Raw genomic sequence first — 20,992 nt, 5'->3', positions numbered from 1 at the left:
CTATGCGCTTAATGGCCACAATGGGGCAAATGTTAGAATATTTCGATTAAGTAAGGAGAATGGGTTAGCAATGAAAGTTGGCTGCATCATTCAGGGCGACATTCGCAGAGGCAGTAGCCTTATTCTTGATTTGCTCCCACAGCTCTTTGACTATACAGTCTTATCCACATGGGATGACGGTCAGGAAACTCCAAAAGGTAATTTTGATCTCATTAGAAGCCCAAAGCCAGCGGCTCCAGGCTTTACCAACCGAAATTATCAGCGCTTCTCCACAGCAAGAGGTCTAGAGGCAGCAAAAGCTGCCGGATGCGACTATGTTCTCAAGTGGCGTACAGATATGCTGCCGACCCAGATAAGTATTGCGCAATTATTGGATTGGGCTCAATTCTCTTCACCTAAGGGGACTAAATCCAGGATTGTTGTTCCAGCATTTCGAAATATCTCAATCACCCCCGATACTTTTTCAACCATGCCAGATCTATTCTCATTTGGACACATGGAAGAGATGGAAAAACTGTGGGGTGATGATGATTTTGATTACACTCAAAACTTCAATATGTCAGCATATGACGCCGGCATACTTAACCCTCAATATTTAAACTCACCGGCACTAGCAGACCTATATTGTGCTGAAGCAGAGCTATATGCACTTTATAGATCGAAGTTAGTTGAGACATGTAATCAAGCTCTACGTCATAAGCTGGTGGCAGAAAACTACTTTAGGCTGATAGATCATCGCCGCCTTGGGATTCTGTGGTTTGGCCCTCAATCAGGATTCAGGAGCATCGGACAGGCATGGGAGCATCCATGGTGGACCGAGAAAAATTGGCAACAACATAATGCTCGTATTTATCCTTGCGGGTATCAATCGAGCGGGCCACTCTCAAAGCTGAAGAAAAAAATTTCAAACTATAAAATTCAAAATGAACTTAAATGCCAGGAAAAAATTTGGCTCGATTCATTTTCTAATGTATCACTCTAATTTAAGAAGGTAGATTTAGATGGGTCTTTTAAAGAAATATTTCAGAAAAGCAAAGTTTGCTAAGAATTTTAGAATTAAACGGAATTCCTTAGAAAATAGTCGATTTTCAATGGAGTGGAATGATCGATACCCCTGCCTTAATGACGCAACATCAAACACGGGTTTTGACTCGCACTATCTTTTTCATACTGCTTGGGCGGCCCGCATATTGGCTAAAAATAAACCGAGTCTTCACATAGATATTTCATCATGCCTTAGATTTGTTTCGCTTGTATCAGCGTTTATTCCCATCCACTTTTATGACTACCGTCCAGCCCAGCTAAATCTATCTGGACTTCAGTCTAGCCAGGCAGACCTAATGAACCTGCCTTTCGAAAATAACTCCGTTGAATCACTATCATGCATGCACGTCATTGAGCATATAGGACTGGAGCGCTATGGTGATCTCTTTGATCCTGAAGGTGATCTAAAAGCCATTGAAGAATTGAAGCGCGTACTAGCGATTGATGGGCATCTATTATTTGCTGTGCCTTTGGGCGAAAAATCGATTATTCAATACAATGCTCATCGGATTTATACATATGAGCAAATTTTGAATTACTTTGCCGGCCTGCAACTGGTCAATTTTTCTTATATTAATGATGCTGGGCAATATATTGAGAGTTCTAGCCCTCAGGATGCTATTGGACAAATCTATGGCTGTGGCTGCTTTTGTTTTAAAAAATAAAGTGCCTAAAGAATTCTTCCAATATTTTCCTTAAACATGAGATAGGTTTTCCCTTCATAGTGATAAGGAAACGATCTAATATTTTCAGGTGCATCACTTGGCCAGTGCACCTTAGAACCATCAACTTCGACTGAGAATACATTAGATCTGGTCTTGGAAATTTCTTGAATTGCCAGGGCTATCGCATGATAGCGCTCAATATAGATTGGCCGGGTTTCCAATGCAATTGGAAAGTGCAAAAAATAAATTGGTACTTTACCCCAGCGACGTTCAAATAAGTCAAATAAGGAAGTGTATGCGGACTTCAACCTTCCAGATGGCATATGCCCCGAACATTCATATTGCTCAGAAAACACTTCAGAATGTGCCAGATCACTATACCCACAACAAAATTGCCATTTATCTAACTTATTGAAAAATAGTTGATCTGTTAGCTCGGCAAAAGAATCCATAAAGATAAATTTTGGGGCACGCCTAGGTAGGCAGTCAAAAAATTCAAGCTGACGAATGAGTGGCAACACATCTTTTCTTGCCATAAATCTAGCTATAAGGCTACTTTTTGGCAAAAGTGATCTATCACCCCAATAACTCAATAAGAGATCTACCCGGCCTTTTTGAAAGTTAACCTCTGTAGGTAAATTATCAAAATGCTTAAGAACATCATAACCAAGACAAGCATGCCGCCCCAAGAACCATTCTTTCCATAGATATCGCCACCGTAGACGATATTTAATATATTCTTTAAGCGGCTTAAGGAAGGATGAAACAGCGCCCATAGGGGATATTACTTCTGAATTAACTTTAGATAGGTGTTTAAGTCTTCTGGAGTGCCAATTCCATGCATTTGGGATTGTTCTATGTTAAAAATTCCTACCTTTTTGCCCAGACGAATAAGATAGTTGTAGATGGGGCATGTATAGAATTCATTATTAACGCGATCGTTCTCAATGATCATCTGAATAATGCCATCAACTAGCTCATCAGCGCGCTTGAAGTAATAAATACCCACAGTGGCAAATTCTGAGATCGCTTTTTTTTCTTGCACTTCAATAACCAAACCCTCAGCGTCAATTTTTGCAAAAGACCATTTAGGGTTTAATTCTGCATCAATAAAAGTCAAAATAGACCCATCAAGATCCCTTACCTTAGCATCCGCCAAAAACTGAGTAAAGCACTCATCAATAATTTGGTCTGAGTTGGCAATCACCACTTCCTCGCCAGGAGCGAGATATGACCTAGCAAATAGAACAGTGCAGGCTGTTCCTTCGGTTAGCATGTCGATGGGAACAAATACAGCATTAAATTGTAATTGTATCTGGGTGACTAACTCTAAATTGCTTTCAATATGTTCTTTTCGAGCAAGCAGTGTAAATTTAGCCCCAGGTTGATACAAATTCTCCATCACATGAACAATCATTGGCTTGCCAGCAACGTCAATAAGTGGCTTTGGCACCTTATATCCAGCGCTAGCAAAGCGAGAACCTAGTCCTGCCATTGGAATCACAATATTCAACTTGCTTCACCCATATATTTATCATTTTGTGCACCGGGATATTTCACAACCACCGTAGTGGCATCTTCCAAAACTTCAAAGTCAGTAGCCTCTCCTGGCTCAATGACGATGATATCGCCGACACCATAAAGCTCTCCATTCATACGAACTTTTCCAGAGACAATTACCGTAATTTCAGTGGCAATTTTATGGTGGTGCGTTTCTTCATATTCGTTCTTGCGATACTGCTTAACACCCACCTCAACCTCTTGAGTTTTAATAATAGTTGGGGAGAAGTCACCTACAAACCACCCCTTAGTCATATCATTTAGTTGATACTTTTTCATAAACCCTTCTCGTACTCTTCAATTTTTTGAGGTGTATAGAAGCTATGATATCTATCGTTTGGGATGCGTAAAGCCTTGATGCTCTTGTTTTGTAGAATCAATTCATTAAAAGTTGTGGAGATATAGAAAATATCCGCATTAGAACAAGATTTCAAAATCATAGACTTGGCGGCTCCAACAAAATCTTTGCCTTGCTTGTAGTAATAAAAGCCGGCAATCGCATTTCGGCTCAAAGGCCTCTTTTCTGCAGTCTCTAGAACATAGTCATTCTCGCCTAGCAAGACAAATGACCATCGTGGATGAGTGGTACTAAAAACTAAGCACCCTGCATCACTTCCCGAACCATGAAATTGATCATATAACTCAGAAAGACTGCAATCAATCACTTGATCAAAGTTGGCGATCACTAAAGGGTGTTCGTTATTGATTGCATCTACTGCCATAAGCGCACTACAGGCGGCACCCTTAGTCTCTTCATCAAGAACAATAATCCTGCACTTCCCATCGGTCAAAAGACGTAGAGTGTCGTCTAAATGAAATTTGATACAGTCACTTTTTTTAACAACAAAAATGAACTGCAAATCTTGCTGCATTGCCTGAAGATTTTCAATAGCATGCTGAATCATGGGCTTACCCATGATTTCAATCAGCATTTTTGGATAGAAATACTCTTCAGCATCAAAGAACTTGGAGCCACCGCTGAGTGGAATGAGTACATTGATCATGAGGCTGCCTCAATCTTTTGAATATATTCCACAATATTGGCGTAATTCACATCGGTTACTTGATCAATCTGCATCACATGAGCTCCAGCATCAGTAGCAGCTCGAATACCATTTTCGTTATCTTCCAAGACCAAACATTCACTTGGAAGAACCCCAAAACGTTCGATTGCTTTTAAATAGATTTCAGGGTCGGGTTTGGATTTACCTACATCTTGATTTGATAAATAAAAATCAAAGTAATCAATTAAGGCTGCTTTAGATAGCATCGAGGTAATGGTATCTCGAATCGAGTTTGAGCAAACCGCCATCCGATACGCATCCCTCTTTAACCTTGAAATAGCATACTCATGACAAAATGTAGGGGCACATTTTGTCATCGTAATATCCATTGTAAAGACTTGCTTCAGGTCATTAATAAAACTATGCAATTGCTTTGGCAATTGCGAATGCGAGCTGAGAATTTCTAGTTTTTTCTTCGTAGGCAAACCGTCGTAAGTTACCAAGTGATCATGCCTTGAAATTTGAAACCCAAAAATAGCTAGCGCTTTATTCAGTGCCTCATAGTGCCAATCCGTAGCATCTATTAAGACGCCATCCATATCGAAAATGATGCACTTAATTTTAGTCATAGAAATATCTCTTCGCTTCTAGCGGCAGATCAGTACAAAGCATCATATTAATACCTGATGTGGATAAAGATTTAAGCATGCTCCACAAAGCCTTGTGTTCACGTCCATGCAGCTCTGGGGACACAATTGCGATTCTCTTACCAAGAAAAGAAAAGTCTCTAATAACCTGCTCAGAGTACCACTCACTTTTAAATGCATCTAACCAGATACCAGTCGCATGGTTATCAAAATCCTGATAGCTCTCGTATTCACTCACCCTAGTGAACGTATTTATCTTTGATTTAATATATCCCAAGGAATCGGGGACTGACATATCAAATACAAAGTAATCCTGTGTAGACCACTTAACCAAGTATGGATTTAATAGCTTTTGTAATCCATCTGATTTAATGTTAATTGCGTGCGGATCAACGCTGTGGTAATGGCTACATAAATCAAAAAAAGATTTTGCTTTAATTGATCTGGGACCCGCCGGATCGTGACTGATTACTAGCTCACCATTAAAATCCCTAAAGTCAGTCTCAATTCCAAAGCCATTTTGTAACGCCCTCTCAAAGGCTGGCATTGTATTTTTTTCCTCAGGCTTAAGCCACATACCCCGATGAGCAATGATTTTCATCGTTAGCGCTGCATCATTAAAAATGAATCGTATGCTTTTATAAGCCCCAAAGGTAAATGAATCTCAGGCGTCCATCCCAGTTGGTTTAACTTGGAAGAGTCCATCCATTTGCGTGGTGCACCATCAGGTTTGGTTGCATCAAAACCAATCTTTCCCTGGTATCCCACCGCTTGACCCACTGCATTTGCTAATTCTGAAATCGTCACATCGCTACCAAATCCCACATTAATATGACTTTGCATTGGCTCAGTATGTTGGTCATAAGTAGACTTATCTATGTTCATCACGAAGACAGAGGCAGCTGCCATATCATCTACATAGAGGAACTCACGCTTAGGAGTACCCGTTCCCCAAATGATCACTTCAGAACTATTGGTTACTTTCGCCTCATGAAAACGCCTGATTAGAGCCGGAATCACATGACTATTTTCTAGGTGGTAATTATCACCGGGGCCATATAGATTGGTTGGCATAACCGAGCGGTAGTCCACCCCATGGCTTTGACCATATTGACGGTTAAAACTCTCGCACATCTTGATGCCAGCAATTTTGGCAATCGCATAAGGCTCATTAGTAGGTTCCAACTTACCCATTAGCAAAGCGTCCTCACTCATCGGCTGAGGAGCCAACTTAGGATAGATGCAGCTTGATCCTAAAAACAATAATTTTTTTACGCCACTGCTAAAAGCCTGATGGATGACATTTGCCTCCATCATGAGGTTTTGATAAATAAATTCTGCGGGAAAGGTATTGTTCGCATGAATACCTCCCACCCTAGCAGCTGCCAAATACACTTGATCAAGCTTCCCTTGTTCAAAAAAGGCTTTTACGGCAGCTTGATTCGTTAGATCAAGTTCAGCATGAGTTCTGGTGACTATATTGGTATAGCCCTTAGCTTGCAGATTACGCACAATTGCTGAACCGACCATACCGCGATGCCCAGCTACATAAATCTTTTGGTTTAAATCTGAAGGCATGTATTAATCTTCTCTTTAATTCTCTTTACCAACTGCAACCGAGTAACCATGCTTACTCAGTAGGGCATGTTGCTTAGCTTGCTCAAGATCATTGACCACCATCTCCACGATCATTTCATCGAGAGTAATTTCTGGAACCCAACCTAATTTCGCTTTTGCTTTGCTTGGGTCACCCAAGAGAGTCTCTACCTCCGTGGGACGATAGTAGCGTGGATCGATTTGGACGATAACATCACCCACTTTAAGAGCCGGGGCCTTATCACCTTCGATCGCTGCAACAATTGCCTTTTCATTTTCTTCCTTACCCTCAAACTTCAGGATGATGCCTAGCTGCTTGGCACTGCGAGTAATAAATTCACGAACGGTAAACTGCACGCCAGTAGCAATTACAAAATCTTCTGGCTTATCTTGTTGAAGCATCAACCATTGCATGCGTACATAGTCCTTAGCGTGACCCCAATCACGCAGGGCGTCAATGTTACCCATATAAAGACATTGCTCAAGGCCTTGAGCAATATTGGCGAGGCCACGAGTCACTTTACGTGTAACAAAAGTTTCGCCACGACGTTTGGACTCATGATTGAAGAGAATGCCATTACATGCATAAATTCCATAAGCTTCACGATAGTTCACCGTAATCCAGTAGGCATACATCTTGGCAACTGCATATGGGCTTCTAGGATAGAAAGGTGTAGTTTCTTTTTGCGGAATTTCTTGTACCAAACCATAGAGCTCAGAAGTAGAGGCCTGATAAAAGCGAGTTTTCTTTTCAAGACCTAAGATGCGAATAGCTTCTAACATTCGCAAGGGACCCATAGCATCAACGTCTGCCGTGTATTCAGGGGATTCAAAAGAAACTGCAACGTGAGACTGTGCGCCCAAGTTATAAATCTCATCAGGTTGACACTCCTGAATGATCCGCACCAGATTGCTGGTATCGGTTAAGTCACCGTAATGCAAAATCAAATCTGGATGATTCACATGCGGATCTTGATAGAGGTGATCAATACGCTCAGTATTAAAAGAAGAGGCGCGACGCTTAATGCCGTGAACGATGTAGCCTTTTTCCAATAGAAGCTCTGCAAGATAAGAGCCATCTTGGCCGGTAATGCCGGTGATTAAGGCTACTTTTTTTGATGCGCCCATGCTCTTCTCGCTTTTTTTGCTATTTAACTTAAAACCGTAATTTTACTTGTAGTTTCTAATAGAATTTAATTACGCCCGTAGGTATCTTCAAAGCGAACGATATCATCTTCGCCCAAATAGCTACCCGACTGAACCTCAATAATCTCTAGGGGTGTTTTACCAGGATTAGCTAAGCGATGGGTTTGTCCCTGAGGAATATAGGTGCTCTGATTTTCAGTCAGAGTAATGACTTGGTTGCCGTTGGTAATTTCTGCCTCACCCTTAACCACAATCCAATGCTCCGCTCTGTGGTGATGCATTTGCAATGAAAGGCTTGCTCCTGGCTTTACCTGAATACGTTTTACTTTAAAGCGCTCACCTTCATCAACACTGTCATACCAGCCCCAGGGTCTTGCCACTTTGCGGTGTAGATTCTTCTCTTCTCTACCCTGGGCCTCTAACTGCGTCACAATATTTTTAACATCTTGGCTATTTTTTCTATCAGCAATTAATACCGCATCAGCTGTCTCGACAATCACCAGATTTTCAACCCCAACAACGCTGACCAATCTACTGCTGCCATAGACTAATGAGTTTTTAGAATTCGTGATTAAAGTATCGCCACTAGTCACATTGCCATCTTTATCTTGTTGCCCCACTTGCCAGACGGCATCCCATGCGCCTAGATCATTCCAGCCAGCATCAAGCTCAACCATTTTGATGGGAAATTGCGATTGAGGACATTTCTCAATCACAGCATAGTCAATTGACTCGCTTGGAATGGCTTTAAATTCCTCTTTGCCGGGGCGAATAAAGCCTACACCATCAGAAGCATCATCCGATTTTGACTGCCAAGCCTTTTTTGATGCCTGACTAATGTCAGGTCTAAATTCTGTTAAAGCTGCCAGCCAGGTGCTTGCTTTCAAAACGAACATGCCGCTATTCCAGAGGTAGGAGCCTTCAGCTAGATAAGCCTGAGCAGTCTTGCTATCAGGCTTCTCCACGAAACGCTTTACCTCATAAGCATTATTTTGGTCTTTGCTACTTGCGCGTTGAATATATCCATAACCAGTTTCTGGTGCAGTTGGAGTGATACCCAAAATTGCAATTGAGTTTGATGTAGCTTCTACAGACTGAATACAATCTTGCAGGGCTTTAGTAAAAACTTTTTGATTTTTAATGGTTTGATCTGCAGGCGTAATGATCAAGATGGGATCTTCAGCATTTGATAATTGCTGCGCACAAAGTGACGCCATACTCAAAGCAGGTGCAGTATTTTTACCGACTGGCTCAAGTATCAATTTAGCTTTGATAGATTGCAGTTCGCGCAATTGATCCAAAACCAAAAATCGATGATCTTCGTTAGTGACCACCAGAGTGTCACCTAATCTGATCTTGGCGTTGCTCTTATTGCCTACAGAATTGATTCGCTCTACCGCTTGCTGAAATAAGCTCTGAGAAGAGCCGTCACCCGATAAAACTAGAAACTGCTTAGGGAACCCAGAACGCGATAAAGGCCAAAGTCTAGTGCCTGACCCACCACAAAGAATGACTGGGATAACTAAAGCCATTTGTCTATCGAAAGCCTTTAAATTTGAGTAATCCCATTTTATAGGGTTTAGTTTGCTATAAGCAGTTTGCTACAAACCGCCAATTATTTATTTATTGTTCAGGCGCACAATAGGAGACGCTATTACGCGCCGGTATTTAAAACTATTAATAAGGAGTCAATATGACAACAGGGAATATTCCAAAGATTAAGCTTCGTAACTCATTAACAGAGTGTGGCCAGTCCATTCGCAAAGAAAATGCGGGCAAATACCAAAACTATGCAATTAAAGACTGCAAGGCCTCTATTGCAGCCGGGCGCATCAAATAACCCTTATGCGATTTAAAAAGAGGCTATTGCCCCTTTTTTTGCTCCTCGCTCCTTAGGAGCAGACTCATTACGATCTTAGTTCGGCCTATTGGGATAGCGCTTACCAGTGAGATTGCTATAAGCCGCTCCAGCCAGCACCAACAGAATCGAGTCGATCATTACCGGGAAAAAAGCATAGCGGAAGTGCAAAATATGCCCCAGCACCACGATCAAAGACACTGCGGCTGCTGGAGGATGCAAACAGCGAAGAAAAAACATTCCCAAAATAGATAGGCTAGCTGCTAAGGGCATAGCTATCAAAGGCTCATCCACTAAATGGACAACACAAATTCCAACCAATGCGGACAAGGTGTTGCCAGCGATCACAGCCCAAGGCTGGGCCATTGGACTGCCTGGTAAGGCAAAAACCAGTAAAGCGCTAGCGCCTAGGGATGCCATAAGCCATTCATCAATGCCGCGCAGCTCCCCAAGGTACTTGGCGGTAGTGAGTACTAACATAAGACCAATGAAAGCCCCAAAACCAGAGCGCAATCGCTCCAATATGGCTACTGGCGGCTGGTCGCCACCAAAATAAAAAGCGTAGCGCTGCAAATTCTTTTTGATACGGGCTTTCAGAGTAAATCTCCTAAGATGGCTTTTATGAAAAGGATACACGCCTCAATCAGGATAGCCCGGCCTAATATAAATTAGTCATCAAAATATAAAAGCCACCCTAGGGTGGCTTTTATTGCCCCATAAACACTGGGGCATCAAAACAATCTATTACAACTGCTTGATATCTAATTACGCCTTCTTAGCGTAAGCAGAGCACCAGCCTTTACCAGCAACTTGCTTGCCAGCAAACAATGAGCAACCACCAGCAGCTGCGCCAACTTTACCCTGGAACAATGCGCAGTTGTCGCACTCTTGACCAGCAGCATACTTAGGAAACTTCGCTTTATCTACAGCAGTTGCAACTGCCTTGTAGCCCAATGCAGCAGCTTGTGGATCAGTTTCAGCAACCATTGCTTGAGCTTGAACTTTACCGTTCAATGCCAATGTACAGGCACCAGCAGCAGACAAAATCATAAATTGGCGACGACTATTTTTCATGGATTCTCCAAAAATAAATCAGTAATTAACTTGCAAGCGCATCAAGTAATAATGCGCAACTTTGAAAACTAAGTGTGATCATAGTGGAGAAGATTTAGGTACGCCAGCTAGCACCTAAGTCAATGATTTATATAGGAATATTGATGAGAATTGTTCTCATCAAATTTCATACTGGAAACACCGATTAATTCCAGCCCTTCAGTTTCATGCAACCAATCCACTGGCGGATGTGAACGCCTGAACCAGATTCAGGGTAATCCTCTTTGCATTCTTTGAGATCCTTGTTGTAATTTAATTTGTTATTTTTTGAAGGATCTTGATTTTCTGATGGAAAAGATGAGCAAGCGGCAACACTCAACGAAATTAGAAGCAGTGAAATCCTATATCTGATTCGAAATATCTTTGTGTTCAATGCGTACCCTAACTTACTTGCGGTCAATCAGAGCCAAGAATTCTCTACGCAAGTTAGAGTCTTTTAAGAAGGCGCCACGCATCACACTATTGATCATCTTAGAGTCGCGATCTTTAACACCACGCCATTGCATACAAAAGTGATCGGCATCCATCACTACTGCCACACCAATCGGCTTAATCTTTTTCTCAAGCATATCTGCCAACTCCACCACAGCTTCTTCCTGAATCTGTGGACGACACATGACCCACTCAGTGAGTCTGGAGTATTTTGAGAGACCAATCAACGCAGAGTCTTTGCTTGGCAATACACCGATCCAAATACGGCCCATGATGGGGCATAAATGGTGCGAACAAGCGCTACGAACGGTAATAGGCCCAATAATCATGAGTTCGTTTAAGCGACTCACATTCGGAAATTTCGTTAAGGTCGGCTGCTCTACATAGCGCCCATTAAAAACCTCCTGGACGTACATCTTCGCTACGCGACGACTCGTATTTTGAGTGTTGTGGTCATTTTTTGTGTCTATAACAAGACTCTCTAAGACAGCCTGCATCTTCTCCGCAACTTCATCCACCAAGCCTTCTAACTCACCTGGCTTAATAAATTCTGAGATATTGTCATTTGCATGAAAGCGAGCCTTCTGGGCTTCAATGCGGCGGCGAATCACTACTGATAATGGCAAGCCAGAATCATCTTTTGTAGATCCTTTTTTGATGGCCACTACCTTTTTGGCTGCTGTCTTGGCCGCTGGCTTTTTTGTTACCACTGGTTTTTTAGCTGGCATAAAAAATATTTGTCTCAGTTTTAATAGTTCTAGTTATGTTGATTGATAGCGTTGGGTTGTGTCGTATTGCTTAGATCTGGAAAAATAATGCCACTACACAAATGATCCCAAACAACCAGACGATTGATCTCGTTGTTGGCCAATTGGCGATATAACAAATAAGATAGGCGATACGCGCAAGCACAAATCCCATTGCCAGCAAATCAATTCTGTCTTGTGGAGCATTGGCAACTGAAGCAACGATCACTGCCGCAAAGAAAAGCGGCAAGGATTCAAATAGATTGGCTTGTGCAGCATTGGCTCTAGCTCTAAAACCAGTTTGCTTTGCTAGCCATTGTCTTGGCATGGCATTGTCATAACCTTCAAAGCCTTTTTTAGCGATGCCTGCTGCCACATAAGGCAAAAGACCCATAAAGAGAATGCAAGCGTAAGCAATAGTCATAAGAAATACCGTTGGTTATTATTGGTTATGTTGGAGTCTTTTTGGAGCCAATGCGACTTTCTTTGCCATTAAGCAAATTTTGAATATTGCTACGATGGCGCCAAATTAAGAGTAAGCAAACGATCAACAGGGCAATGCCCATCGGCTGAAAGCCGAATAAGAAAACAAAATAGATGGGGCCAAAAATTGCAGCAGCCAATGCTGCTAAAGAGGAATAGCGCATAAACATCGCCACAATAATCCAAGTACTCAGCGTAGCTAACCCCAAAATCCAATTAATGCCAAACAAAATACCGCAAGCAGTAGCAACACCTTTGCCACCTTTAAATCCATGGAATATAGGAAAGAGATGGCCTAAAAATACGGCGAGCACAACGCCACACAAAAGCCATGAGTTCATCGTGGATGTCAGAGATTCATCTCCAAGCAATACTCGCGCCAACATGACCGCAAAATAACCTTTCAGCGCATCACCAATCAGCGTTAAGACAGCGGCTAACTTATTACCAGTGCGCAGCACGTTGGTAGCACCAGGATTGCCAGAGCCGTAGGAGTGGGGATCGGGTAAGCGCATGCACTTACTCACCACTACCGCAAATGAAATGGAGCCTATTAAATAGGCAATCGGGATAAGCAAGAGATCAAGAGTCAATTCCATACCGCTATCTTAAACACTTATGAACCCCGGGGATGGTGCTGCTGATGGATGGATTTCAGTCTTTCTCTGGCCACATGGGTATAGATCTGGGTGGTAGAAATATCAGCATGCCCCAAAAGGAGCTGCACCACCCTTAAATCCGCCCCATGATTAAGCAAATGGGTAGCAAAAGCATGACGCAGGGTGTGGGGTGATAGAGCCACTGGAATATTTGCCACTGTTGCGTAGCGTTTAATCAACGCCCAAAATGCCTGGCGAGTTAAACCGGTGCCGGTGTGGCGCCCCACAAACACGGCATCCGTTGTTTTACCTTCCAGCAAAGGGGTACGTGCCTCCGCTAGGTAACGCCTTAACCACTGCCCTGCTTCACCCCCGAATGGCACTAAACGCTCTTTGCCACCCTTACCATTAACCACTCTTACTACGCCCTCATTCAAACCTAAGGCAACTGTTTTTAAAGAAACAATTTCAGACACGCGCAAACCACTGGCGTACATTAATTCCAACATGGTGCGATCGCGCAGTCCCAATGAGGTTTCAATATCAGGTGCATTGAGTAATGCGGTGACTTGATCTTCACTCAGCGTCTTTGGAAAACGCAGTGCTTGTTTAGCAGCGCGCAAACCAATACAAGGATCGCTCTTCACTAAATTGATGCGGAGTGCATGACGATAGAAGCGCTTGAATACCGTCAAGCGTCGATTAGCAGTAGTTGCCTTGTCGGCACGTCGATGTGCTATGTAGGCTGTAAGATCTTTTTCAGTAACGCCGTACAGATCAGCGCCAGAGTCCTTATATAACCACTGGGCCAATAACAACAAGTCTCTACGGTATGCAGACAAGCTATTTTGAGCTAACCCATCCTCTAGCCAGCAAGCATCGCAGAAGCGCTCAATGGCCTCTTGGCTTGCTGGAGCTATTGCTGGTGTTGCAACATTAGTCACGGAAATTATTAAAGCCCAATGGCGCTTCTGTTACTTCTTTTTTAAGCAAGGCCATTGTTTCTTGTAAGTCATCACGCTTTGCGCCAGTGACACGCACTGCATCACCCTGAATACTGGCTTGCACTTTAAGCTTGCTATCTTTAATGATTCGCACAACTTTTTTTGCCAAATCCGAAGTGATCCCTTTTTGAATCTTCATCGTTTGCTTACGCTTATCACTGCCAATGGTTTCGGTTTTCTCATCTTTGAGATAGCGCACATCCACATTGCGCTTAGCCATTTTGTTAATCAAGACATCACGCACTTGACCCAACTTAAAGTCGTCATCACCAAATAAGATTAGCGCCTCATCTTTTTGCTCAACACGGCTATCAGAGCCTTTGAAGTCAAAACGATTGGTAATTTCTTTATTAGATTGCTCGATGGCATTTTTGAGCTCAACCATATCAGGCTCACAAACTACGTCAAATGTTGGCATTGTTACTCCCTATGTTTTCTCGTAATTACTTTCGTAATCTTTACATTTTCCAGCTATTTTGGCGTCCATCACAGATTTCTTGCTTCCTATGCTGCCAAAAAATATGCTCCAGATCCTTTTACGAATAAGATTGTGGCATGAACCGTGCTCAAAATGCGCCCCAACCCGCAAAATTGATCCCAAACTTGGGGTTGAAGCACCGCAACACCTTTGGCTTTGACGCTAGCGCGGAACTGGCCTACGAAATTACCGCGCCCGAGCAAATTCCGGGAGTCATTGCAGAAGTTGCTGAAAAAAAACTGCCATGGCGGGTTTTAGGCGGAGGCAGCAATGTCATTCTGCCAAGCGCATTACCAGGTGCCACCCTCCTCATGAATATCGCCGGGCAAGAAATTATTTCCTCCGATGAAAAGGCAAGCTATCTAGCAGTCGGTGGCGGTGTTAACTGGCATGAACTCGTTGCATGGACGCTCGAGAATGATTTACCCGGTTTAGAAAACTTAGCACTCATTCCCGGGACAGTTGGGGCAGCACCCATTCAAAACATCGGCGCCTATGGTGTTGAAATCGCAGACTACATTGATAGCATCGAAGCCTTTGATGTAAAAGACCATGCCTTTGTCACCCTCCAGAATGAGGCATGCCACTTTGCTTACCGCGATAGCTACTTCAAGCAAAATCCCCACCGCTTTATCGTGACAAAGGTCTTTTTTAAACTACCTAAAGCTTGGCAGGCGCGTATCCACTACGCAGATCTTGCAAAGCAATTTTCTGAGAACTCTAACCCGAGTCCCGAAGACATCTTCTTGGCAGTATGTAAGGTGCGCACCCACAAGCTGCCTGACCCTAAAGTGATCGGTAATGCTGGCAGCTTCTTTCAGAACCCCATCATTCCCAACGAACAGTTTGAGACTCTTTTAAAGATCTATGCTGATCTTGTTTCCTATCCAGATGCAGCAGGGAAACGCAAACTCGCAGCTGGTTGGTTAATTGATCAATGTGGCTTTAAGGGTCAACGCATGGGTTCGGTTGGTGTTTATGAAAATCAAGCGCTTGTCTTGGTTAATCATGGCGGCGGTACCGCTCAAGATATTTTGGGCTTAGCCAAATGCATTCAAGAAAAAGTACACGACAAATTTGGCGTCAGCCTGCAGATTGAACCGAACATCCTCTAGTCATCCCTCCAGATGCAGGCAGATGAACACTGGCTTACTTCCCAGGAGTGACTTTAGCTAACTCCACCGTGACACCACCTTCGGCAACCTGTATTTCATATTCTTGATCTGTGACCAGCTCACCTGGTTTGCGCACTGCATGCAACTCTTCTTTATTTTTGCTCAGTATCACTGCATAACCACGTTCCAATGTTCTCTGCGGATTGAGCATTTCTAACTGAGACTGATAGTGCACTTGATTACGCTTCCAGTTTTCCATACGTACTGACCACGCTTGGTTTAATCGTTGTTGCCAGCTATTAATTTGTTCACGCATGCGATCTGGGTTAGGCAAGGCATGGCTGAGTCTCAGAGCCAATTGATCTAAAGTTTGTGCCTCGCGCTCAACTCGTTGGCTGATGCGCTGAAGCAAGGCCTGCATGATGGTATCAAGCTCTTGCAACATTTGATCTCGGCGTGGCGCAGCAAGCTCTGCCGCGCCCGTCGGAGTTGGTGCACGCAGGTCAGAAACAAAGTCGGCAATGGTGAAATCGGTTTCATGTCCAACGCCGCTTACGACTGGAATGGATGAATCTGCAATCGCATAAGCGAGTTGTTCATCATTAAATGCCCAGAGATCCTCAATGCTGCCACCACCGCGTACTAACAAGATGACATCTACTGCTTTTTCTTTATTAGCCGCTTTAAGCGCTGCAATAATTCCACCAGGTGCATCGGGACCCTGAACCAAGGTTGGATAAATCACAATCGGAATATGTGGCGCTCTTCTTGCCAAAGTACTTAAGACATCTTTGAGTGCAGCCGCTTGTGGCGATGTGATGATGCCGATGGATCTGGGATGCGTTGGAATCTCACGTTTGCGCTCATCATCAAACAAACCTTCTTTAGCGAGTTTGGCTTTGAGCTTTAAGAACGCTTCATATAGGCCACCCATACCAGCGCGACGCAAAGTCTGAATGGTGAGCTGAATATCTCCTCGAGGAACATACATGCCCAGACTGGCACTTACTTCTACCAAATCCCCGGATTGCGGCATAAACCCAACCTGGCCATTACGACCGCGGAACATGACACAGCGAATCTGGCCTTCTTCATCTTTCAAAGAGAAATACCAATGCCCACTATCGTAGGCTTTGAAGTTCGAAATCTCCCCGCTGACCCAGACGGTATCGAAACGGTCCTCCAACGAGGCAGCAATGGCGCGGTTTAGATCGCCAACACTCAGAATTTCCCTTGATATTTCCGACATTTTTTCTCTTTAATCTCACAACCATTAGGCTTGGCAGTCATTACATATCCACAGATACCCATTCGCCCTAGGTTTAATGCACATAAGTAAGTAATTACTGACCCAAAACGTCTCATAAATCCAACAAGACAATACTAAGTCATTGATTCATATCATAATTAATTCAAGCCCAAAACTGCAATTAAATCAATTTACAAGCGAGCTCACCATCAATCAAGGACTTACAGCGCCAATCTCAAAAAGTTTTGCACAGAGTTATCCACAGGCTAGCTTTCTGAAACAGGCTTTTTAATTCAGCTAAAGTACTGAGCTTATGTACTCCATCTTACTATCCGCTGGTTGGCCCATTTGGCCCCTCTTGATTATCTCCATACTGGGCCTGGCTATTGCCTTAGAGCGGACCTGGTATCTACGTCAAACCCATATTTTTCCTAAAAACTGCCTAGAGAGCGTGTTTTCTCTTGCAAATCAGATTGTTAGCAGCAAATCCACCATTTCTGAACAGCAGATTGCCCAATTGGCCAGCCTCTCCCCAGCAAGCCCCTTATTGGCATGTGCACTAAAAGAAAAGTTATCCGGCAGTAGCGCTGCAGCCGCTTTAGAAGAGTTGCAGGCTAGCGCGCAAGCAACTTGGCAAAAATTAGATCGCTACCTAGGCGCACTAGCTACGATCGCCACTGTTGCTCCGCTATTGGGTTTATTTGGCACAGTGGTTGGCATGATTGAGATCTTTGGCAGCCAAGGTGCTATTAATGGCGCAGCGGGTAGCCCGCAACAACTGGCACACGGTATTTCAGTGGCTTTGTATAACACTGCATTTGGATTGTTAATTGCTATTCCAGCACTTGCTGCATGGAGAGGTCTGCGCGCAATGGCAAATCAACGTCAACGCGAGTGTGAAGAATTTACGCGTCAACTGTTTAAGAAACTTTACCCAAGCGTTCCAAACGACGAGGCTGACACTTCAAAATGAGTTGGCTAGATACGCACCCACAAGCTAAGAGAAGATTTTCTCTGGGGGGAGGCGTTAGTGGCCCTAGTGCTGCATCAGTAGAACCAGAAATTAATCTCATTCCATTTATTGATGTGCTGTTAGTGGTGTTGATCTTTTTAATGATCTCCACAACCTTCACGCGTTATCAGGAATTAGCCATTACCTTACCCACCGCTAATGGCAGCGAAAGCCAAGCAGAGGTAAAACAGATTCATATTGCGGTTAGTCGCGATGGTCGCTTTGCAATTAATGGCAAAGTCACCGATCGTTCGCAACTTAGCAATACCTTAACCCAGCTAAATGGACAAAGCGCCCAGAAGGATGGCGCCAGCTCATTACAAGTCAATATTGATGCAGATGCCAGGGCACCTCATCAGGCCGTCATGAGCGCGTTAGAGGCAGCGCGTGACGCCAACCTCTCTAATATCGTCTTTAGCAGTCAAATTAATAACCAAGCCAAGAAATAATTTCTAAACAAAGAAACTATTCTTCATGTCATTTTCTTTTTTCCGTAAAGCACCCAAGTTTTGGGAACAACGTGGCCCTACTAGCTTATTACTATGGCCACTTTCTTGGCTATATAGCTTGGTGGTGCGTTTACGTAAATTAATTTTAGATACGGGCTTAATCAAACAAAAGCCTGCTCCAGTACCCGTCATTATTGTGGGTAATATTCGTGTAGGTGGCACAGGCAAAACACCTATCGTGATTGCTTTGGCAGAACGCTTACAACAACTTGGCTGGAGACCCGGCATTATCAGTAGAGGCTATGGCTCCTCTACACAAACTTCTCCATTGCAAGTCAGCAGTCATTCTGATCCATCCTTGGTGGGTGATGAGCCTGTACTCATTGCAAAACGTACTCATGATCAATTTCCGATCTGGGTGTTTCCAAAGCGCCAAAAAAGTATTCGTTCTTTACTCAAGCATTCACCAGACGTGAATGTCATCATTAGTGATGATGGTCTCCAACATAGTGGCTTAGCCCGCTGGCCTGCTCGCGAGGGTGGTCGCGATATCGAATTCGTAGTACGTGATGGACGTGGCGAAGGTAATGGCTTTTTACTGCCTGCCGGCCCTTTGCGTGAGCCTGCCACGCGTGGGCGTGATGCCACCTTATTTACCGGAAAAACAAAGGGGACTGAATCTAAGCCTGGTCCTCAGGATGAATACTTTTTAGGACGTCGCGCATTCTCGCTCTTAGGCAACCTAGGCAATGCCTATCAATTAATCAATCCTGCAAATACGCAGTCACTTTCTCAGCTTGCTGATAGTTATTTACCGAACAAGATTACTGCTGTTGCCGCCTTAGGCAATCCACAACGCTTTTTTGATGATTTATTAAAACAGGGTATTTCCGGTAAGACTATTGCCCTACCCGATCACGCGACCTATATCCCTGAGTTTTTTGAAAAGATCAATGCGCAGTGCATCCTCATTACAGAAAAGGATGCCGTGAAATGCGCTGCGATAACTGACGAGCGTATTTGGGTCGTGCCCATGACTCTCACCCTTCCAGACAGTTTGGCTGACTGGCTGCAATCCATCCTACAAAGACCAGACCCTTATCGCTACACCTTGTAGCTCCAGAAAGATCTCATCATGATTTTCAATCAAACTAAATGGCGCTACCCCCTATTTTTGGCGGCACTATCCGTGATTTTAGGATTCGGCTTTTTAGGCTATAGGTATATGCAGTCATCCCCTCAAAAAATAACTCAATACGAGGGTGTTGCTTTAGGAGAGAGCAAAGACAAGGTTGAATTAGCACTTGGAATTCCGACCGCCGTTTCCTTTCCACCTGAAAAGGAAAACCTCATCTTAGAAAACAAAACTGTTTTGCGTGATGTTGAAATTACCAGAATGGCGCTCAAAAAAGAAATTGAAGAAAATCCAAGAAAAGAAAAAGGGTTTAATGATTGGGAATACAAAAAGCCTGGTTACAGCGTATTTATTAAATTTGATCCCATCACCGAAAAGGTGGCGCTGATTGGTTGCTATATTTTTGATAGAACTAAAGTGGGGCCTGAAACGTGTGCGATTAATAAAATTTATATAGATAACTCTGAGCAGAAAGTGGTTGAAGTCCTTGGTAATCCTGCCTCTGTAGAAAACCTTGGCCCTACAAAAATTTTGCACTACCCTAATCTGAATATGCTTATTTCTATGGAAAAAAATTCCATATTCCACATCCAAGTTAAAAATGTCACCAAATCCTAACTTATTAGGATAATGTCTATCATCACCTATTTAGAACACCATCAAAGAGATCATGGATAAACGACTACTCAATATTTTGGTTTGCCCTTTGTGCAAAAGCCAACTGCATTTAGACGCTGAGAAACATGAGCTCATTTGCAAAGCTGACCGCTTGGCCTACCCTATTCGGGATGACGTTCCAGTGATGCTAGTAGACGAAGCGCGCAGCATGAGCGCTGATGAACTTGCTTGATGCATTGAGCACACTCCTTAAATGAGCCAATCTTCCAAAGCTCCCGATTTTTTAGTTGTCATTCCAGCAAGACTAGGATCGACACGCTTACCGCGCAAACCTTTGGCGGATATTGGTGGCAAGCCCATGGTGATTCGTGTTGCAGAGCGCGCTAAGCAATCGCTTGCACAAAGCGTAGTAGTAGCAACCGACTCACCAGAAATACAGGCTGCTTGTGATGAGCACCGCATTGAATGTTTAATGACCAGTGCAGATCACCCTACTGGCACAGATCGCATTGCAGAAGTAGCTCAGCTACTTAAATTACCCAACAATGCATTGATTGTGAATGTACAAGGTGATGAGCCTCTCATTCCGCCAGAACTTATTAATCAAGTTGCTAGCACGTTGGCAGCGCATCAAGAGTGCGCCATCTCCACTGTTGCCGTACCCATTACCGAACTCTCAGAGATTAATAATCCCAATGTAGTGAAAGTAGTTCTGAATCGCGCTGGCGAGGCTCTCTACTTTTCAAGGGCACTAATTCCGTTTGTGAGAGATCCACAAACTCATCAAAAAATAGAGCATTTACGCCATTTGGGGATCTATGCCTATCGGGCTGACTTTTTGCAGGCCTACACCCGCCTAGAACCAGCACTCCCAGAGCAAGCTGAAGCATTAGAGCAATTGCGCGCCCTCTGGAATGGCTATCGAATTGCTGTTCATATCGCCCCAGAAGCTCCGCCTGCTGGGGTCGATACCCCAGAAGACCTCGAAAGAGTGCGTCAGTTACTGGCTCGCCCCTAGGCTAACCCAAAGCCAAAAGCA

General features: G+C 43.6%; 27 protein-coding genes. 10 read left to right on the top strand and 17 right to left on the bottom strand.

The window, feature by feature from the left end; genetic code table 11:
• The first annotated feature begins 70 nt into the window (after positions 1-70).
• A complete protein-coding gene (locus ICN20_RS05775) occupies positions 71-982 on the top strand; it encodes a WavE lipopolysaccharide synthesis family protein (RefSeq protein ID WP_216238718.1) in 912 nt (303 codons plus the stop codon).
• 19 nt (positions 983-1,001) lie between these two features.
• Entirely contained in the window at positions 1,002-1,709 is a 708-nt protein-coding gene (locus ICN20_RS05770; protein WP_216238717.1) for a DUF268 domain-containing protein, read from the top strand.
• A gap of 5 nt (positions 1,710-1,714) precedes the next feature.
• On the opposite strand, the gene ICN20_RS05765 is transcribed toward ICN20_RS05770, so the two are convergent.
• The 9 genes from ICN20_RS05765 to ICN20_RS05725 form a co-directional block, all read right to left on the bottom strand.
• On the bottom strand, positions 1,715-2,485 hold the full coding sequence (locus ICN20_RS05765) for a hypothetical protein (RefSeq protein ID WP_216238716.1): 771 nt from the start codon (positions 2,483-2,485) through the stop codon (positions 1,715-1,717).
• Positions 2,486-2,493: 8 nt separating this feature from the next.
• The gene (locus tag ICN20_RS05760) at positions 2,494-3,213 is read right to left on the bottom strand and encodes a glycosyltransferase family 2 protein (protein WP_370624558.1); all 720 of its coding nucleotides are present in this window, start codon (positions 3,211-3,213) and stop codon (positions 2,494-2,496) included.
• A gap of 5 nt (positions 3,214-3,218) precedes the next feature.
• The gene (locus ICN20_RS05755; RefSeq protein ID WP_216238714.1) at positions 3,219-3,548 is read right to left on the bottom strand and encodes a hypothetical protein; all 330 of its coding nucleotides are present in this window, start codon (positions 3,546-3,548) and stop codon (positions 3,219-3,221) included.
• Positions 3,545-4,273, bottom strand: a complete 729-nt coding sequence (locus ICN20_RS05750; RefSeq protein ID WP_216238713.1) for a glycosyltransferase family 2 protein — start codon at positions 4,271-4,273, stop codon at positions 3,545-3,547. Before ICN20_RS05750 ends, ICN20_RS05755 begins: the two co-directional genes overlap by 4 nt.
• On the bottom strand, positions 4,270-4,902 hold the full coding sequence (locus tag ICN20_RS05745; RefSeq protein ID WP_216238712.1) for an HAD family phosphatase: 633 nt from the start codon (positions 4,900-4,902) through the stop codon (positions 4,270-4,272). The genes ICN20_RS05750 and ICN20_RS05745 overlap by 4 nt, the downstream gene beginning before the upstream one ends.
• Positions 4,895-5,521: a hypothetical protein gene (locus tag ICN20_RS05740; protein WP_216238710.1), complete on the bottom strand. Its 627-nt coding sequence runs from the start codon at positions 5,519-5,521 to the stop codon at positions 4,895-4,897. The genes ICN20_RS05745 and ICN20_RS05740 overlap by 8 nt, the downstream gene beginning before the upstream one ends.
• Positions 5,522-5,523: 2 nt before the next feature.
• Positions 5,524-6,498, bottom strand: coding sequence for a GDP-L-fucose synthase (locus ICN20_RS05735; RefSeq protein ID WP_216238708.1), 975 nt, complete (start codon positions 6,496-6,498; stop codon positions 5,524-5,526).
• 15 nt (positions 6,499-6,513) lie between these two features.
• Positions 6,514-7,644 (bottom strand): GDP-mannose 4,6-dehydratase, encoded by a 1,131-nt coding sequence (gmd, locus tag ICN20_RS05730; RefSeq protein ID WP_216238707.1) that lies wholly within the window; start codon positions 7,642-7,644, stop codon positions 6,514-6,516.
• A gap of 65 nt (positions 7,645-7,709) precedes the next feature.
• Positions 7,710-9,194, bottom strand: coding sequence for a mannose-1-phosphate guanylyltransferase/mannose-6-phosphate isomerase (locus tag ICN20_RS05725; protein WP_216238704.1), 1,485 nt, complete (start codon positions 9,192-9,194; stop codon positions 7,710-7,712).
• A 161-nt stretch (positions 9,195-9,355) separates the two neighbouring features.
• On the opposite strand from ICN20_RS05725, the gene ICN20_RS05720 reads away from it, so the two are divergent.
• On the top strand, positions 9,356-9,502 hold the full coding sequence (locus ICN20_RS05720) for a hypothetical protein (protein WP_216238702.1): 147 nt from the start codon (positions 9,356-9,358) through the stop codon (positions 9,500-9,502).
• Between the two features lie 75 nt (positions 9,503-9,577).
• On the opposite strand, the gene ICN20_RS05715 is transcribed toward ICN20_RS05720, so the two are convergent.
• The 7 genes from ICN20_RS05715 to ICN20_RS05685 all read right to left on the bottom strand — a co-directional run bounded on the left by ICN20_RS05715 (position 9,578) and on the right by ICN20_RS05685 (position 14,315).
• Positions 9,578-10,093 (bottom strand): HPP family protein, encoded by a 516-nt coding sequence (locus tag ICN20_RS05715; RefSeq protein WP_255534661.1) that lies wholly within the window; start codon positions 10,091-10,093, stop codon positions 9,578-9,580.
• A gap of 192 nt (positions 10,094-10,285) precedes the next feature.
• On the bottom strand, positions 10,286-10,594 hold the full coding sequence (locus ICN20_RS05710; protein ID WP_216238700.1) for a high-potential iron-sulfur protein: 309 nt from the start codon (positions 10,592-10,594) through the stop codon (positions 10,286-10,288).
• A gap of 425 nt (positions 10,595-11,019) precedes the next feature.
• Entirely contained in the window at positions 11,020-11,793 is a 774-nt protein-coding gene (gene folE, locus ICN20_RS05705) for a GTP cyclohydrolase I (RefSeq protein WP_255534660.1), read from the bottom strand.
• Between the two features lie 70 nt (positions 11,794-11,863).
• Positions 11,864-12,235 carry an MAPEG family protein gene (locus tag ICN20_RS05700; RefSeq protein ID WP_216238697.1) on the bottom strand — a complete coding sequence of 124 codons (372 nt, stop codon included), beginning with the start codon at positions 12,233-12,235 and terminating at the stop codon, positions 11,864-11,866.
• Positions 12,236-12,260: 25 nt separating this feature from the next.
• Positions 12,261-12,893: a glycerol-3-phosphate 1-O-acyltransferase PlsY gene (plsY, locus tag ICN20_RS05695; RefSeq protein WP_216238695.1), complete on the bottom strand. Its 633-nt coding sequence runs from the start codon at positions 12,891-12,893 to the stop codon at positions 12,261-12,263.
• Positions 12,894-12,910: 17 nt separating this feature from the next.
• Complete coding sequence (gene xerD, locus ICN20_RS05690) at positions 12,911-13,837, bottom strand: site-specific tyrosine recombinase XerD (protein WP_216238693.1); 927 nt, start codon at positions 13,835-13,837, stop codon at positions 12,911-12,913.
• A complete protein-coding gene (locus ICN20_RS05685) occupies positions 13,830-14,315 on the bottom strand; it encodes a YajQ family cyclic di-GMP-binding protein (RefSeq protein WP_215321476.1) in 486 nt (161 codons plus the stop codon). Before ICN20_RS05685 ends, xerD begins: the two co-directional genes overlap by 8 nt.
• Positions 14,316-14,452: 137 nt before the next feature.
• Here ICN20_RS05685 and murB point away from each other — a divergent pair, with 137 nt between their 5' ends.
• Entirely contained in the window at positions 14,453-15,490 is a 1,038-nt protein-coding gene (gene murB, locus ICN20_RS05680; RefSeq protein WP_216238691.1) for a UDP-N-acetylmuramate dehydrogenase, read from the top strand.
• 34 nt (positions 15,491-15,524) lie between these two features.
• Here murB and xseA read toward each other — a convergent pair whose 3' ends face one another.
• Positions 15,525-16,739, bottom strand: coding sequence for an exodeoxyribonuclease VII large subunit (gene xseA, locus ICN20_RS05675; protein ID WP_216238688.1), 1,215 nt, complete (start codon positions 16,737-16,739; stop codon positions 15,525-15,527).
• A 313-nt stretch (positions 16,740-17,052) separates the two neighbouring features.
• Between xseA and ICN20_RS05670 the strand changes: the two genes are divergently transcribed.
• From ICN20_RS05670 to kdsB, 6 genes are read left to right on the top strand one after another with little or no spacing between them, the layout of a single operon-like run.
• Entirely contained in the window at positions 17,053-17,712 is a 660-nt protein-coding gene (locus ICN20_RS05670; RefSeq protein WP_216238686.1) for a MotA/TolQ/ExbB proton channel family protein, read from the top strand.
• Positions 17,709-18,200: a biopolymer transporter ExbD gene (locus ICN20_RS05665; RefSeq protein WP_216238684.1), complete on the top strand. Its 492-nt coding sequence runs from the start codon at positions 17,709-17,711 to the stop codon at positions 18,198-18,200. Before ICN20_RS05670 ends, ICN20_RS05665 begins: the two co-directional genes overlap by 4 nt.
• A gap of 25 nt (positions 18,201-18,225) precedes the next feature.
• The gene (gene lpxK, locus ICN20_RS05660) at positions 18,226-19,317 is read left to right on the top strand and encodes a tetraacyldisaccharide 4'-kinase (protein ID WP_216238682.1); all 1,092 of its coding nucleotides are present in this window, start codon (positions 18,226-18,228) and stop codon (positions 19,315-19,317) included.
• Positions 19,318-19,335: 18 nt separating this feature from the next.
• Entirely contained in the window at positions 19,336-19,953 is a 618-nt protein-coding gene (locus ICN20_RS05655) for a hypothetical protein (protein ID WP_216238680.1), read from the top strand.
• A 52-nt stretch (positions 19,954-20,005) separates the two neighbouring features.
• Positions 20,006-20,185 carry a Trm112 family protein gene (locus tag ICN20_RS05650; RefSeq protein WP_216238678.1) on the top strand — a complete coding sequence of 60 codons (180 nt, stop codon included), beginning with the start codon at positions 20,006-20,008 and terminating at the stop codon, positions 20,183-20,185.
• 21 nt (positions 20,186-20,206) lie between these two features.
• Positions 20,207-20,971 carry a 3-deoxy-manno-octulosonate cytidylyltransferase gene (gene kdsB, locus ICN20_RS05645; protein ID WP_216238677.1) on the top strand — a complete coding sequence of 255 codons (765 nt, stop codon included), beginning with the start codon at positions 20,207-20,209 and terminating at the stop codon, positions 20,969-20,971.
• The last annotated feature ends 21 nt before the right edge of the window (positions 20,972-20,992 follow it).

The organism is Polynucleobacter sp. JS-Polo-80-F4, from assembly GCF_018881965.1.
Classification (GTDB): domain Bacteria; phylum Pseudomonadota; class Gammaproteobacteria; order Burkholderiales; family Burkholderiaceae; genus Polynucleobacter.
The sequence above is the reverse complement of the archived record's forward strand: the minus strand, read 5'-3'. Positions and strand labels throughout refer to the sequence as shown.

Bases quoted from the DNA above. Each gene is read 5' to 3' on its own strand.
- kdsB (WP_216238677.1), top strand. From the start codon at position 20,207: ATGAGCCAATCTTCCAAAGCTCCCGATTTTTTAGTTGTCATTCCAGCA.
- ICN20_RS05765 (WP_216238716.1), bottom strand. From the start codon at position 2,485: ATGGGCGCTGTTTCATCCTTCCTTAAGCCGCTTAAAGAATATATTAAA.
- ICN20_RS05740 (WP_216238710.1), bottom strand. From the start codon at position 5,521: ATGAAAATCATTGCTCATCGGGGTATGTGGCTTAAGCCTGAGGAAAAA.
- ICN20_RS05735 (WP_216238708.1), bottom strand. From the start codon at position 6,498: ATGCCTTCAGATTTAAACCAAAAGATTTATGTAGCTGGGCATCGCGGT.
- folE (WP_255534660.1), bottom strand. From the start codon at position 11,793: ATGCCAGCTAAAAAACCAGTGGTAACAAAAAAGCCAGCGGCCAAGACA.
- ICN20_RS05745 (WP_216238712.1), bottom strand. From the start codon at position 4,902: ATGACTAAAATTAAGTGCATCATTTTCGATATGGATGGCGTCTTAATA.
- ICN20_RS05665 (WP_216238684.1), top strand. From the start codon at position 17,709: ATGAGTTGGCTAGATACGCACCCACAAGCTAAGAGAAGATTTTCTCTG.
- ICN20_RS05650 (WP_216238678.1), top strand. From the start codon at position 20,006: ATGGATAAACGACTACTCAATATTTTGGTTTGCCCTTTGTGCAAAAGC.
- ICN20_RS05720 (WP_216238702.1), top strand. From the start codon at position 9,356: ATGACAACAGGGAATATTCCAAAGATTAAGCTTCGTAACTCATTAACA.
- ICN20_RS05755 (WP_216238714.1), bottom strand. From the start codon at position 3,548: ATGAAAAAGTATCAACTAAATGATATGACTAAGGGGTGGTTTGTAGGT.
- ICN20_RS05725 (WP_216238704.1), bottom strand. From the start codon at position 9,194: ATGGCTTTAGTTATCCCAGTCATTCTTTGTGGTGGGTCAGGCACTAGA.
- xseA (WP_216238688.1), bottom strand. From the start codon at position 16,739: ATGTCGGAAATATCAAGGGAAATTCTGAGTGTTGGCGATCTAAACCGC.
- ICN20_RS05770 (WP_216238717.1), top strand. From the start codon at position 1,002: ATGGGTCTTTTAAAGAAATATTTCAGAAAAGCAAAGTTTGCTAAGAAT.
- murB (WP_216238691.1), top strand. From the start codon at position 14,453: ATGAACCGTGCTCAAAATGCGCCCCAACCCGCAAAATTGATCCCAAAC.
- gmd (WP_216238707.1), bottom strand. From the start codon at position 7,644: ATGGGCGCATCAAAAAAAGTAGCCTTAATCACCGGCATTACCGGCCAA.
- ICN20_RS05775 (WP_216238718.1), top strand. From the start codon at position 71: ATGAAAGTTGGCTGCATCATTCAGGGCGACATTCGCAGAGGCAGTAGC.
- ICN20_RS05685 (WP_215321476.1), bottom strand. From the start codon at position 14,315: ATGCCAACATTTGACGTAGTTTGTGAGCCTGATATGGTTGAGCTCAAA.
- ICN20_RS05655 (WP_216238680.1), top strand. From the start codon at position 19,336: ATGATTTTCAATCAAACTAAATGGCGCTACCCCCTATTTTTGGCGGCA.
- ICN20_RS05710 (WP_216238700.1), bottom strand. From the start codon at position 10,594: ATGAAAAATAGTCGTCGCCAATTTATGATTTTGTCTGCTGCTGGTGCC.
- ICN20_RS05750 (WP_216238713.1), bottom strand. From the start codon at position 4,273: ATGATCAATGTACTCATTCCACTCAGCGGTGGCTCCAAGTTCTTTGAT.
- lpxK (WP_216238682.1), top strand. From the start codon at position 18,226: ATGTCATTTTCTTTTTTCCGTAAAGCACCCAAGTTTTGGGAACAACGT.
- ICN20_RS05700 (WP_216238697.1), bottom strand. From the start codon at position 12,235: ATGACTATTGCTTACGCTTGCATTCTCTTTATGGGTCTTTTGCCTTAT.
- plsY (WP_216238695.1), bottom strand. From the start codon at position 12,893: ATGGAATTGACTCTTGATCTCTTGCTTATCCCGATTGCCTATTTAATA.
- ICN20_RS05670 (WP_216238686.1), top strand. From the start codon at position 17,053: ATGTACTCCATCTTACTATCCGCTGGTTGGCCCATTTGGCCCCTCTTG.